The organism is Catellatospora paridis, from assembly GCF_009720365.1.
In the GTDB taxonomy this organism is placed as follows: Bacteria; Actinomycetota; Actinomycetes; order Mycobacteriales; family Micromonosporaceae; genus Catellatospora; species Catellatospora paridis.
On sequence record NZ_ML769313.1, the window covers coordinates 572127 to 584992 of the forward strand.

General features: G+C 71.0%; 16 protein-coding genes. 8 read left to right on the forward strand and 8 right to left on the reverse strand.

Going from position 1 to position 12866, the window contains the following annotated elements; translation table 11 throughout:
- The first annotated feature begins 25 nt into the window (after positions 1-25).
- The 4 genes from F9C41_RS07395 (at position 26) to F9C41_RS07410 (ending at position 4741) form a co-directional block, all read left to right on the forward strand.
- Complete coding sequence (locus F9C41_RS07395; protein WP_155385891.1) at positions 26-1222, forward strand: PP2C family protein-serine/threonine phosphatase; 1197 nt, start codon at positions 26-28, stop codon at positions 1220-1222.
- Positions 1219-2838, forward strand: coding sequence for a sensor histidine kinase (locus F9C41_RS07400; RefSeq protein ID WP_230689395.1), 1620 nt, complete (start codon positions 1219-1221; stop codon positions 2836-2838). The genes F9C41_RS07395 and F9C41_RS07400 overlap by 4 nt, the downstream gene beginning before the upstream one ends.
- The gene (locus F9C41_RS07405) at positions 2835-3287 is read left to right on the forward strand and encodes a response regulator (protein ID WP_230689396.1); all 453 of its coding nucleotides are present in this window, start codon (positions 2835-2837) and stop codon (positions 3285-3287) included. The genes F9C41_RS07400 and F9C41_RS07405 overlap by 4 nt, the downstream gene beginning before the upstream one ends.
- A 74-nt stretch (positions 3288-3361) precedes the next feature.
- A complete protein-coding gene (locus F9C41_RS07410; RefSeq protein WP_155385892.1) occupies positions 3362-4741 on the forward strand; it encodes a hypothetical protein in 1380 nt (459 codons plus the stop codon).
- Positions 4742-4763: 22 nt separating this feature from the next.
- Here F9C41_RS07410 and F9C41_RS07415 read toward each other — a convergent pair whose 3' ends face one another.
- Genes F9C41_RS07415 through F9C41_RS07430 form a run of 4 tightly spaced genes read right to left on the reverse strand, consistent with a single transcriptional unit; the run spans position 4764 to position 6904 of the window.
- Entirely contained in the window at positions 4764-5042 is a 279-nt protein-coding gene (locus tag F9C41_RS07415) for a hypothetical protein (RefSeq protein WP_155385893.1), read from the reverse strand.
- Positions 5039-5818, reverse strand: coding sequence for a maleylpyruvate isomerase family mycothiol-dependent enzyme (locus F9C41_RS07420; protein ID WP_155385894.1), 780 nt, complete (start codon positions 5816-5818; stop codon positions 5039-5041). The genes F9C41_RS07415 and F9C41_RS07420 overlap by 4 nt, the downstream gene beginning before the upstream one ends.
- 10 nt (positions 5819-5828) lie before the next feature.
- On the reverse strand, positions 5829-6278 hold the full coding sequence (locus F9C41_RS07425) for a nitroreductase/quinone reductase family protein (protein ID WP_155385895.1): 450 nt from the start codon (positions 6276-6278) through the stop codon (positions 5829-5831).
- The gene (locus F9C41_RS07430; RefSeq protein WP_155385896.1) at positions 6275-6904 is read right to left on the reverse strand and encodes an NAD(P)-dependent oxidoreductase; all 630 of its coding nucleotides are present in this window, start codon (positions 6902-6904) and stop codon (positions 6275-6277) included. The genes F9C41_RS07425 and F9C41_RS07430 overlap by 4 nt, the downstream gene beginning before the upstream one ends.
- Positions 6905-7005: 101 nt before the next feature.
- On the opposite strand from F9C41_RS07430, the gene F9C41_RS07435 reads away from it, so the two are divergent.
- Entirely contained in the window at positions 7006-7365 is a 360-nt protein-coding gene (locus F9C41_RS07435) for a winged helix-turn-helix transcriptional regulator (RefSeq protein WP_155385897.1), read from the forward strand.
- 10 nt (positions 7366-7375) lie between these two features.
- On the forward strand, positions 7376-7768 hold the full coding sequence (locus tag F9C41_RS07440) for a hypothetical protein (protein WP_155385898.1): 393 nt from the start codon (positions 7376-7378) through the stop codon (positions 7766-7768).
- Positions 7769-7835: 67 nt separating this feature from the next.
- On the opposite strand, the gene F9C41_RS07445 is transcribed toward F9C41_RS07440, so the two are convergent.
- Entirely contained in the window at positions 7836-9743 is a 1908-nt protein-coding gene (locus F9C41_RS07445; protein ID WP_155385899.1) for a Xaa-Pro dipeptidyl-peptidase, read from the reverse strand.
- Between the two features lie 139 nt (positions 9744-9882).
- Here F9C41_RS07445 and F9C41_RS07450 point away from each other — a divergent pair, with 139 nt between their 5' ends.
- Positions 9883-10461: a dihydrofolate reductase family protein gene (locus F9C41_RS07450; protein WP_155385900.1), complete on the forward strand. Its 579-nt coding sequence runs from the start codon at positions 9883-9885 to the stop codon at positions 10459-10461.
- A 103-nt stretch (positions 10462-10564) separates the two neighbouring features.
- Here F9C41_RS07450 and F9C41_RS07455 read toward each other — a convergent pair whose 3' ends face one another.
- Genes F9C41_RS07455 through F9C41_RS40595 form a run of 3 tightly spaced genes read right to left on the reverse strand, consistent with a single transcriptional unit; the run spans position 10565 to position 12166 of the window.
- A complete protein-coding gene (locus tag F9C41_RS07455; protein ID WP_155385901.1) occupies positions 10565-10960 on the reverse strand; it encodes a hypothetical protein in 396 nt (131 codons plus the stop codon).
- A 52-nt stretch (positions 10961-11012) separates the two neighbouring features.
- The gene (locus F9C41_RS07460; protein WP_196279658.1) at positions 11013-11873 is read right to left on the reverse strand and encodes a class I SAM-dependent methyltransferase; all 861 of its coding nucleotides are present in this window, start codon (positions 11871-11873) and stop codon (positions 11013-11015) included.
- A complete protein-coding gene (locus F9C41_RS40595) occupies positions 11873-12166 on the reverse strand; it encodes a hypothetical protein (RefSeq protein WP_196279659.1) in 294 nt (97 codons plus the stop codon). The genes F9C41_RS07460 and F9C41_RS40595 overlap by 1 nt, the downstream gene beginning before the upstream one ends.
- Positions 12167-12224: 58 nt before the next feature.
- Here F9C41_RS40595 and F9C41_RS07465 point away from each other — a divergent pair, with 58 nt between their 5' ends.
- Positions 12225-12860, forward strand: coding sequence for a TetR/AcrR family transcriptional regulator (locus F9C41_RS07465; protein WP_230689397.1), 636 nt, complete (start codon positions 12225-12227; stop codon positions 12858-12860).
- Positions 12861-12866 lie beyond the last annotated feature (6 nt).

Below are 12866 nucleotides of genomic sequence, written 5' to 3' on the forward strand. Positions count from 1 at the left end.
TGCGACACGAGACGTTGGGGAATTCATGTTCACCGCTGCATCCGTGCCGACCCAGCCGCGGGGACCGGCTCGGCTGACCCGGCTGCGCGTGCTGCTCATCGAGGACGACGAGGGCGACGCGTTCCTGGTCGAGGAGCTGCTGCGCGAGCAGGACGCGGCGATCCAGCTCACCGTCGCCCGCAGCCTGCGCGACGCGCGGGCGCTGCTGGGCGAGGTCGACTGCATCCTGCTGGACCTGGGGCTGCCCGACGCGCAGGGCATCGACGGCCTACGCCGTGTGCTCTCCGCCGCGCCCGGCACCGCGGTGTGCGTGCTCACCGGCCAGCAGGACACCCACATCGGCATCACGGCGGTCGCCGAGGGCGCACAGGACTACCTGGTCAAGGGCCAGGTCGACGGCGCGCTGCTGGAGCGTGCGGTGCAGTACGCCGTCGAGCGCAAGTACGCCGAGGAGAACGCGCGCCGCCTGCGCGAGGTCGAGCTGCGCCAGGCCGAGTCGGCCCGGCTGGAGCGCGGCCTGCTGCCCCAGCCACTGATGACCACGGACCAGCTCGCCGTGCACACCTTCTACCGGCCGGGCCGTTACGAGGGGGTGCTCGGCGGGGACTTCTTCGACGTGGTGCAGACCAGCCCGGAGACGGTGCACGTGATGATCGGCGACGTGAGCGGCCACGACGTCGACGGCGCGGCGCTGGGCGTCGAACTGCGGGTGGCCTGGCGGGCGCTGACCCTGGCCGGGGTCGCGCCCGAGCAGACGCTGACCGCGATGGAGCAGGTGCTCAGCAGCGAGCGCAGCCACCCGAGCACGTTCGCGACGATGGCGGTGGTGCGGATCGACCTGGCCGCCTCGCGGGCGTCGTGCTGGCTGGCCGGGCACCCGCCGCCGCTGCTGCTGTCCGGCACGCGTGCCGCGCCGCTCGACGTGCCATACGGGCTGCTGCTCGGGGTGGGCGACGCGTCCCGCGAGCGGGCCGACACCGACCTGCCCGCCGACTGGTCACTGCTGCTCTACACCGACGGCCTGGTCGAGGGCCGGCTGGGCGACAGCCCGGACCGGCTCGGCGACGAGGGCCTGGTCGGGCTGTGCGGCACCCGGCTGGCCCGAGGTGAAACCATGGAACGTCTGCCCGCGAGCCTGGTCGAGTCGGCGGAGACGCTCAACGGTGGCCCGATGGCCGACGACATCGCGATCGTCCTGCTGAGTAAGGAACCAACCTCGTGATCAAGCGCGTGCAGTTCACCCACCCGCGGACCTGGTCCCTGCGCGCCCGGGTGACGGCGCTGGCCAGCGCCACTGCGGCGCTGCTGGCCGTGCTCGCCGTCAGTGCCGCGCTGCTGGCCACGGCCAACCTGGACCAGCTCGACGTGGTGCTCAACAAGACCGGCGTGCTGCGCCTGTCGGGCGAGCAGCTCGGCATGGCCCTGGTCGACCAGGAAACCGGTGTACGCGGATACGCGCTCAGCGGAGACGCCGCCGACCTCGGCCCCTACCGCACCGGGCGGGAGGCCGAGGAGCGGCTCTACGAGACGATGATCCCGCTCCTGGCGGAGGAGCCGGAGGTCCGGGCGCAGCTGGAGCGGGCCCGTGCCGCAGCCACCACCTGGCGCACCACGGTCGCCGAGCCCGCCGTCACGGCGACCCGCGACCAGGGCCCCGAAGCCGGCCAGCAGTTGCTCAACGAGGTCGGTGGGCGGGAGCGGTTCGACCAGGCACGTGCGCAGGTCGCGACGCTCCAGCAGGAGATCGTCACGCTGCGCAACGCGGCGGTCGCCAGCGTCCAGTCGGGCAGTGAGAACCTGGTCGTGCTGCTTGTCGCAGCGGGCCTGGTGGTGCTGGTCATGGGCACGAGCCTGGCGTTGTTGATCAACCGGATGGTCAGCCGGCCGGTGACGGAGCTCGCCGAGCAGGTGCGCCAGGTCGCCGCCGGCGCGTACGACATGGAGATCGCCGCCACGGGTTCGCCGGAGCTGGAGCGGCTGGGCCGGGACGTCGACGCGATGCGCCGCCAGATCGCCGCCGACCTGAGCGAGGTCCGCCAGGCCAGGCAGGCCGTCGAGGCGATCAACCAGCAGCTGCAGCTGCAGGCGTCCGAGCTGACCCGGTCGAACCGCGATCTGGAGCAGTTCGCCTACGTCGCCTCACACGACCTGCAGGAGCCGCTGCGCAAGGTGGCCAGCTTCTGCCAGCTGCTGCAGCGCCGTTACGCCGGGCAGCTCGACGAGCGCGCCGACCAGTACATCCTGTTCGCGGTCGACGGCGCGCAGCGGATGCAGCGGCTCATCAACGACCTGCTGGCCTTCTCCCGGATCGGCCGCAACACCAGTGGCTTCCAGCAGGTCTCGCTCGACGCCGTGATGCGCGACGTCGCCGAGCAGCTCAACATCGAGGAGAAGTACGGCGCCGACGCCGTCACCTGGTCAGACCTGCCGACGGTGGCGGGCGAGCAGGCACTGCTGGGGACGCTGCTGGCGAACCTGGTCGGCAACTCGCTCAAGTTCCGCCGGACCGACGTGCCGGTGCGCATCCAGGTCGACGCGGTGCGCACGGATGGTGCCTGGGACATCACGGTCAGTGACAACGGCATCGGGATCGAGGCCGAGTTCGCCGAGAAGATCTTCATCATCTTCCAGCGCCTGCACGCCAAGGACGCCTATCCGGGCACCGGCATGGGACTGGCCATCGCAAAGAAGATCGTGGAGTATCACGACGGCCGCATCTGGGTGGACTCCTCCCGGACCGACGGTGCGGCCATCACGTTCTCGCTGCCGATCAGTGAGAACTCCCGCGCGGCGACGCTGCCCGCCGTGCCGACCCAGCACAAGGAGCTGACCGCATGATGTCTGACCACGAGGTCGGCCACCCGATCGAGGTGCTGCTGGTCGAGGACGACCCGGGCGACGTGCTCATGACGCGGGAGGCGTTCGAGGAGTACAAGATGCGCAACATCCTCCGCGTCGTCAGCGACGGCGTGGAGGCGCTGGCCTACCTGCGCAAGGAGGGCGAGTTCGCCGAGGCCAACACCCCCGATCTGATCCTGCTGGACCTCAACCTGCCGCGCCGCGACGGCCGCGAGGTGCTCCGTGAGATCAAGAACGATCCCGACCTGTGCCGCATCCCGGTCGTGGTGCTGACCACCTCGCAGGCCGAGGAGGACGTGCTGCGCAGCTACCAGCTGCACGCCAACGCGTACGTCGCGAAGCCGGTCGACTTCGAGCGGTTCATCTCCGTGGTCAAGCAGATCGACGACTTCTTCGTCAGCGTGGTGCGCCTGCCCAACCGTCGCTGACCGGGCGCGGGCCGTGCTCCGTAATGGACAGACGGCTGTCGGTGGGCTCGTGCGCATGGGTTAGGGTCGCGCCCGTGGCGAACTGCGTGCAGTGCTCGAACGAGGCCGTCGTCGAGGAACGGTGCCTGGCGCACCACATCGAGAACTGCCCCACCGACGACGACGGCCGGCACGTGCTCGCCGACCTCGACCTCAGCGGGCAGCGCCTCGACGACGTCCAGCTCACCGACCTCGTGATCACGGGCGGCCTGAACTGCGCCGGCACCACCTTCCGCGGCTCGTTGCGGATCAGGAACGTCACCGTCGGCGGACTCGCCGACTTCAACAGCGCGCGGATGCAGGCTTACGTCTCGATCGCGCACCTGGCCGTCGGCGGGGTGCTGCGGTTGCGCGACGCGGTGCTGGAGCGCGACGTCTTCATCGCCGAGGTGGCCTGCGAAAGCGTGGTCTCGCTGGCCCGCGCGACGCTCGCCGGATCCGTCGAGATCACCGACCTGCGGGCCGAGAGCCTGGACCTGCGCCGCACCACCTTCCAGCACCGCGCCCTGCTACAACTCGGCGACGTGCCCCGCGTCGACATGCAGCGGGCAGGCTTCCATCGCGGGGTCCGCCTCACCTGCGCCGGGCCGACTCGCCTCGACCTGCTCGAAGTGGACCTGGGCGGCCCGTCCGCGATCGCCGCCGCCGCGTCGACCGTCGAGGCCTGGCGCATGCAGGACCGGCCGGTGCTCGGGCGGACCCTCGGCACCGACCTCAGCCAGCTCCGCCTGTCCTACGTGGACCTGTCCGAGTGCTCCTTCACCGGCGCGCACCATCTGGACAAACTGACCGTCGACGACTGGCACAGCTGGCGTACCTCACCGCGCGGCCTCTGGGTCACCCACCGCGTCACCCTCGCCGACGAGCACCGCGTACGCGGCCACGTCCGGTGGGCGCTGCCCGGCACCGACGGCCGTGAAGCGCCCTCGGTCGACAGCGTGCAGGCCGACTACCACTCGCTGCGCAGCATGATGCAGGACCGCAAGGACCAGCGGGCCGCGTCCGACTTCTACTACGGCGAGATGGAGATGCGCCGCATCGGCCTGCGCCGCAGCGTGCGCGCCGACCTGCGCGCCCGGGACTGGCGGGCGGCGTTCAGCACCCTCGGGGAGTGGCTGCTGCTGTGCCTGTACTGGCTGCTGTCCGGCTACGGCCAGCGAGCCTGGCGGGCCTTCGTGACCCTCGGCCTCGTCGCCGCCGCCGCGAGCGCGGCCCTGGCCCGCTGGGGCTTCCAGACCCCCACCGGGTACGGCGACTCCCTGCGCTACACCCTGCGCGCCGCCTCCACGCTGCTGCGCGGCTCGGACGTGGCGCTCACCCCGACCGGCGACTGGATCGAACTGGTGCTGCGCCTGGTCGCACCGCTGCTGCTCGCCCTCGGCCTACTCGCCATCCGCGAACGGGTACGTCGCTAACTGTGACCACTCGCGCAGCGGACTACGGCTGGCCGTCGTCTTCGACCGGCCGACCCACTTCACCCAGCGTGTCGAGTAAACGCTCCCGAGCGGCCGCCAGAAGAGCAGCGTAATCGGGTGAGAAGACCTCCACGAGTGACGTCTCGAGGGCTCCGGAGATCCGATACAGCGGCGACCAGACCGCGCGATCCTGGTTTACGAACGTGTCGAAGTCCGCGGTGCCAATCATCCGGTCAAGCCAGTCGGATAGAACAAGCGCCTGGTCATGTGTCAGTTTGAGCGTGAAACCTTCCTCGGTCACGATGCCGACACCACCGGCGGCCAACTCCGCGAACGGTCGTGACCCCAGCCGGGGACGGCTGGCTGCGGCCAGGTCGGCGGGGTCGGCAGAGCCGTCAGCTGATGGTCCGACGCCAGCCCGTCGGCGGGCGCCCTGCCGCTGAACCAGCCGAGCAGGACGTGTCCCGGGGCGGCGACCGCGGGGCCGTCGCCGTCCACGTCCCAGGTCCGACCGAGATCGGTCGCCCTGACGCGAGCAAGCGGAAAGCCTTGCGCCTTCAGCGCGGCGAGCGTTTCCGTGAGCGCCCACGTGACGTATCCGGCCGGCCAGTCTGCTGTTCGGTAGCCGACGTCGAGATCCACGTGATGGGTTTCGAGTTCGCGCAGGCACCGGCGGAGTGTGTACCAGGCAGGGTGACGCCAGCCCGTCAGTGCCGTGACCATGCCATCCCACGCTTCCGTCGACATGGTCCGGGCCTCGTGCACGAACCGCTCCAGACTGTCGTTCAGTCGCCCGACGAGTTCGGTGGCAGGCCGGGCGGCGTCTTCCTCGACCGCATGGGCCAGCGCAGCGGCATCCGCTGGACGGCGGGGCGCACGGTGGTCCGCGCGGGCAGAGCGCAGCAGGCGCACGTAGGCGTCGGCACTCCCGGCGAGGTGGGCCAGCACATGGGCACGTGTCCAACGCGCGAGGCCCGAAGGAGCTCGCAGGCCGGTGTCGGTCAGCGCCGCAGCGGATGCGGTGAACCGGGCGGCCGACCGGACGACGTCGTCGACCATGCCGTCGACAGACTGCATTCCTCGATTCTCACATGGTCGGCACCTCGCCGAAGACCGCCTCAGTGGAGACGATGACCACCGGGATCTGCCGCTCGGTCGACTCCTGATACCCCTGGTAGCTCGGCATGGTCTCGACAATGAGCCGCCAGAGGCGCGGCCGCTCCGCCGCCGTGGCGGTGCGGGCGGTCGCCGCGAACGTCTGCGAGCCGACCTGGACGATAACGGCCGGATCGGCGACCAGGTTGAGATACCAGGCCGGGTGCCGGTCCGCTCCGGCGTTGGAGGCGACGACGAGGTAGCGCTCGCCGTTGCGGATGTACACCAGTGCGGTGCGGCGCAGGGTGCCCGTCCTGCGTCCACGGGTGGTCAGCAGCAGGTCGTTCATGCCGGGCCGGGCGTGGCCGCCGGTCTCGACGAGGCGCCGGATGTGCCCGGCCACCCAGGGGACCGGGCTGTCGATGACCTCCTCGGCGCTCATCCGGCTTCGACGCCCAGGTGGACGCGGTGGCGGGCGGGGTTCTCGATCTCGTCGAGCACGGCGACGGCGAAGTCGGGGTAGCTGATGCGGCTGGCGGCGTCGGCTGCGGCGACGCGGTACAGGCTGGTGCGTCCGGCGGCGTGGTCGAAGTCCCCGGCCGGGCTCAGGACCAGCCAGTCCAGGTCGGTCGTCGCCGCGTGCAGCACCGCTGTGCCCGCCGCGTGGCCGAGGTAGAAGGTCCGGTACTCCTGCGGGTAGCCGGGCGTGTCCATCAGGGGTGTGCCAGATGCCGTGTCCAGCACCGACGCCAGTCCGACGGTGACGAGCCGGCTGACCCGGGCCCGGGGCAGCCCGTCGAGCAGGGCATGTGCCGCCGCCGGGAAGAACGTCGCGGGGTCCGCGGCGAGGTCGGCGGAGGCGTTGACCGCCGCGTCGTGACCGGCCGCGACCCGGGCGACGTCGGCGGGGTCGGTCACGTCACCGGCCAGTACCTCGTCGGCGGCGAGGTCGACGTGGCGCGCGGGATCGCGTACCACCGCGGTCACCTGATGTCCTCGCTGCCGTGCCTCGGCCGCGACGGCCCGGCCCGCCCTGCCGCCGGCTCCGAAGATGACGATCCTGCTCATGGTGCCGCCTCTCGGTGGTGTGGGCCGGGCGTGTTCCGGCCACACAGCGGACGTTATCCAGACGCGTGGTATCCGTTCGGATACCGGCTACCATCGCCCGCGTGATCGCGCCCCTGGCCCCGGACATGTTCGACGAGATCTGCCCGTCCGATCTGTCGCCGATCCGGTTCGGTGACAAGTGGACCGGCATGGTGATGCGCTGCCTGGAGGACGGCCCGCGGCGCTTCTCGGAGTTGCGGGTGCCGCTGCGCGGCGTCACCGCGAAGGTGCTGACCAAGTCGCTGCGCTCGATGGAACGCGACGGTCTGGTGCGACGCCGCGTCGCGGACCGACAGGTGTCGTACGAGCTGACCCTGCTTGGCCGCAGCATGCTCGCCCCGATGGACGCGGCGTGCGCGTGGGCGCGGGAGCACTGGGACGAGCTGCTCGACGCCCGCGAAGGCGTCCCCGCCGAACGCTGAAGGGATTGTCGTGCGTCAACTCTGGCAGACCCTGCCAGTGCAACTTGAGCGCCCGTTCCAGCCGTGGGTGTACACGGTGTCGCACCGCACCCTCGTCCTGCGCAGTCACGGCCGCACCGACCCTGGTCACGGCACGAGCAGGTTCGAGAAGTCGGTCGACGTCGTGTTCGTGGACGTGCTCGCCATGAACACCAGGGCCCACTACCGCGAGCTATTCATCGCCGACCTGGGCGACCTCACCGAGGTCGACGGCTTTCCCGAGGTTCCGGAGCGGTTCCGGCACCGGTACGCGTACCTCACGGTGTCGGACGGGACGCATGACGGCTTCGTTGTCTGCGGCAACCTCAACGTCGATGCGCGCGGCGAACTCGGCCTCCGGTGGGCCGCCCACGCCAGGCGATAGCCGGCTGGTGTTTGGAAGGGCACCTTCTTCTACGGAATCCGATAAGAAGGTGCCCTTCCTTACTTTGTTACTGGAAGCGCGTGCCGGTGGTGGGGCTCCAGGTGCCGTCTACGACGACGGGGGGAGCGGTCTGGGGGGAGAGGGACTGGGCGGTGAAGCCGGCGGCGGGGGCGATCGGGAGTTTGAGGACGCTGGCGGTGAGGTCGATGGTGGCTGTTGCGCCGGTGGAGTGGGCGGTGGCGAACTCGGGGTCGGTCAGCGTGAGGACAAGGCCGAGGCGCTGGCCGGCGGGGATGATCTGGTCGATGGGGCGCAGCTTCCAGGTGATCGTGTAGTAGGTGCTGGTGTTCATGGCGGTGGTGCTGGTCAGCGAGTCGCGGTGCTGGCCGTCCATCCAGCCGCGGGACAGCACCTGGTACGCGGCGCTGGACACGACCTTCGCGGTGTTCTTGTAGCAGGCGTCGTCGGTGCTCGACGAGGAACCCCAACAGGACTCGGTGGTCAGCGTGCTGATGCCCTCGCCCGAGGCGCGGTAGTTGACCCGGGTGGCGGTGCCGTACGTGACGAGCTTGGCGGTCAGGGTGGTGGTGGCCTTGCTCGACCGGACCCTTAGCGTGATCGTCGGGGTGCCGGAGATGCGCAGGTCAGAGGTCAGCACCGGGGTCTGGTAGACCTTGCGGCCGGTGCGGGCGGTCGTCGGCGAGCTGACCGCGTTGGCCTCGCTGAGCGACGGCGCGTCGGTCAGCGACAGGCTGCCCGAGCCCGCGCCCGACGACGCCAGTACGCCCGGGTTGCCGGTGCCCTGCAGCACGTAGTTGGCCGTGGTGGTGCCCGACGGCGGCCACTGCGCGCTGGTCTGCCAGACGTCGGCGGCCCGTTCGACGTCGGCCATCGGCTCGCTCATGATGCCGTTGGCGATGCCCTTCAGCCAGAAGTCGAACCAGCGGTGCAGCGTGTCCACCCACGCGGCGCGGCGGAAGTCGAACGGGTCGACGTGACCCTCCTGCGAGAGCCAGATCTTGCGGGGCACGTTGTTGGCCGCGAGCGCGTCCCACCACTGTCCGAAGTGCACGCCCTGCACGTTCAGATCGTTCATGCCGTGTACGACGAAGACGCTCGCGTGCACCGACGCCGCGGCGGGGACGTAGTTGCGGGCGGCCCAGAACGAGTTGTAGTTGCCGTTGCTGACGGCCCCGCTGCTCAGGGCGCTGGACACGGCGGTGCAGGTGCCCGAGGGTCGGCCGTTGACGGTGGTGTGCAGGCTCGGCACGGAGCTGACCTTCGGGTTCACCATGCCGTTGACGCGGTTGTAGTCGTACCAGCTGGAGATCGCCCCGATCGGCACGATGGTCTCCAGGCCCTGCACGCCGGTGGCGGCGACCGCGTTGGCGACGGTGCCGTCCCACGACTTGCCGATCATGCCGACCTTGCCGGTGGTCCAGGTCGTCGCGTTGACCACGGTGCCGCTCGCGGTGCGCCCGACGGCGCGGCCGTTGAGCCAGTCGATCACCGCCTTGGCGCCCTGCACCTCCTCGGTGCCGCCGACGTCCTCGCAGCCGGTGGAGCGGCTGGTGCCGGCCAGGTCGGCGGCGACGAACGCGTAGCCGCGCGGCACGAAGAAGTTGTCGTAGTACAGCGGGAACTTGGTCACCGTGCCGTCGGCGGCGTAGGCCTTCTTCTCGGACTCGTTGCCGCGCCCGCAGCACTGGTAGTAGGGCGAGGCGTCCATGATGACCGGAACCTTCACCCCGGCCGTGGCGGCCTCGCGGGGTCGGATGATGTCCGCGACGACCTTGTCGGGGGTGCCGTTGCCGTCGTTGTCGAGGGTCGTCTCGACGTACACCGTCTCGCGGATGGCGGTGGCGTAGTCGTAGACCGGGTCGCTGAGCAGCGCGACGGGTGCAGCGGATGCGGGTGCGGCCAGCACGGTGGTGCCGAGCATGGCGAGCACGCACAGGAGGGGTATGCGACGCATCGACATATGGTGTCATCGCCATGTATCACTGTCCATGCGCCCGTGGCGGTCACGTGAAGCCGTTTCACGCCAGGCGTTCCGGGCCGCCGCACGGGCTGGTCGGCCGGGTGATGTCGGTCGTCCGTGGCAGGCTGGGACGGTGACGAAGACGCAGTACTACACGGCGACCAGCGCCGATGGCTTCATCGCCGACCAGGACAATTCGCTGGACTGGCTGTTCGTCGTCGACCGCAACGGCCCCGACCGGTTCAAGGAGTTCTTCGCCGGGGTCGGCGCGATGTGCATGGGCGCGACGACGTACGAGTGGGTGCTCGCCCACGACCAGCTGCTGGACCATCCGGAGAAGTGGCAGGCGTACTACGGCGATACGCCCTGCTGGGTGTTCAGCCACCGCGACCTGCCCGCGATCCCGGGCGCGAACCTGCACTTCGTGTCCGGTGACGTCGCCCCGGTGCACGACGCGATGCTCGCGGCCGCCGGTGCGGCGAACGTGTGGCTGGTCGGCGGCGGCGAGCTGGTCGGCAGATTCGCCGACCAGGGCCGGCTCGACGAGATCATCATGGGGGTCACGCCGGTCTTCCTCGGCGGGGGAGCGCCGCTGCTGCCGCGGCGGCTGCTGTCGTCGCAGGTGCGGCTGACCCGCATCGTGCAGGACGGCCAGATCGCCGAGCTGACCTATGAGCTGATCCACGAACCGCAGGGCTCAGACGGCGTCTGAACGGCACGAGGCGGACGGCCGGTCGCCGGAGTCGACCCCGGAGACCGGCGCGATGCGTTGCAGGCGGTGCCCCCAGGTGGGGAGCACCGCCTGCGGGGAGCCCTCAGGCCATGCACTTCGCGCCGGAGATGCCGATGGCGAGTTCCGCGCCGGAGGCGGCCAGCACCGTGACGGCGTTGACGTCTCCGGTGTAGGCGACCTCGGCCGCGGATGCGCAGAGCCGCAGTGCCGTGGCGTCATCGTCGTCGCCGAGGGAGGTGCCGACCACGACCGAGGTGCACTGCCCGTTCACGACGACCGACCGGACCTGGGTGCTCTTGAGGTGGTCCTTCACCAGGTCGCCGACGCCGCCACAGGAGTCCGGCGGCAGCGCCGCGGCCGATGCGCCGGTCGCCGCCGGAGGCGGAGTGTCCGCCTCGCCGCCACAGCCGGTCAGGGCGAGGGACGCGCTGAGCGCCATCGACGCCAGCAGGGAAGCGGTTCGGCTGTGGGATCTCATGTGGTCACCGTTCTGCAGGTGTGGACGAGCTTGGAGGGGAGACTCGACGCCGTCACGGCGCCGTCGCCGTGATGAGCCAGAGTCCGGATGGCAGTCGATAGCCGGTCTGCGGTCGACGGAACCGCTCGAGCAGCCCGGCCGCCGCGGCACGGGCGGCGGCCTGCCGTGGTGCCGGGGCTGCCCGATACCCGGCCCCGGCGGGTCCGATCTCGATCAGCCATTCGGCCACGCCGTCGGGGTCGTCGGGCGTATCCATGACCACGTCGTGCGGTTCGACGGTGATCGCGTCGAAGCCCGCCGCGGCGAGGATCCGGCGAACCCGGGCCGGATCGGCGAACGCGAACGGGCCGGGCTCGTCGCCGACGGGCAGCGGCGGCAGCGCCGCCACCTGGGGCGCCGTGCCGAGCACCGCGAGCGGCAGCCACGGGTTGGCCGGGCCGTCCCGGAAGACGGTCGCGGCCAGCCGTCCACCGGGACGCAGCGCGCGCCGGAGGTTGACGCAGCCGGCGACGGGGTCGGCGAGCAGCATCAACGCCATCCGGGAGAACGCCGCGTCGAACGGCGCTTCCGGAAGGCCTGCCACGGTCTCGACGTCGGCGGCGGCGAACCGCAGACCTGGATGGCGTTCGGGAGGGAACCGGGCCCCCGCCGCGGCCACCATGGACTCCGCCAGGTCCACGCCGAGCGCCGCGCCGGTCGGCCCCACCGCCGCCGCCAGTTCGGCGGTGGTGCCCCCGCAGCCGCAGCCGACATCGAGCACGCGCTCGCCGGGCCGCGGGCTCAGCCGGGCCATCGCGACCGCGCCCAGTGGCCTGCCGAGCTCGTCCTGGCGGTCAGCGTGCCGGATCCAGCCGGGTGCGGCCTGTGCCCAGAACGCGCTGTTGCGGGCGCGCAGCCCGGCGGTGTCGGCCATCAGAACGGCAGCTCTGCGCCGTCGACGGTCATCGCCCGGAACCCGGCGCTCTTGCCGGCGTCGAAGCCCTCCGCCTGGGCGGCCAGGCCCGCAGCGCGCACCAGCCGCTCGGACTGGAAACGCCGGAACGCCGCCTCGTCCTGCCAGACGTTGATGATCCGCCAGCCGTCCTCGGTCGGCCCGGCGACGTGGGCCAGCAGGCCCGGCGGACGGTCCGGGCCCAGATGCTGCTCGACCAGCCGGTACTCGGCTTCGCTCACGCCGGGCATCTCCTGGAGCACACCGAACGGCATACGACCACATCCTTTGGTTAGAGTTACGCTCTAACGAATAGAGCACTACAGTGAGCCGGTGGCTGTCAAGAGGCGGTACGAGTCGGAGCGGCGACAGGAACAGGCCCGCCAGACCCGGCGCGCGATCCTGGACGCCGCCGGCCGGCTGTTCGCCGAGGCGGGATACGCCGCGACCCCGCTGACGGCGATCGCCGCCGCGGCCGGCGTGGCGGTCCAGACCGTCTACGCGGTGTTCGGCAGCAAGCGCCAGCTGCTGTCCGATCTGGTCGACGTGACGACCGCCGGTGACGACGAGCCGGTGGCACTGCCCGACCGCGCCTTCGTCGCCGAGATCCAGGCCCTGGCCGACCCGCGGGCCAAGCTGGTCCGCTATGCCCGGCAGATCACCGAGGTCCACCAGCGCAACGCCGCGGTGATGGTCGCGCTCGCGGGAGCGGCGACCGCCGACGCCGACGCCGCGGCGATCTGGCGCAAGAACGTGGAGGAGCGGCGGCGCGGCATGACCATGTTCGCCGCGGAACTCGTCGCGACCGGCGGAGTGCGTCCCGAACACGATGTGGACAGCGTCGCCGACGTGCTGTGGCTGGCGATGGACGCGCGCAACTACGACTGGCTGGTACGCACGCGCGGCTGGTCCATCGAACAGTTCGAACGCTGGTACGCCGACACCGTCAGCGCTGCCGTGCTGGCGTGAGCCGGG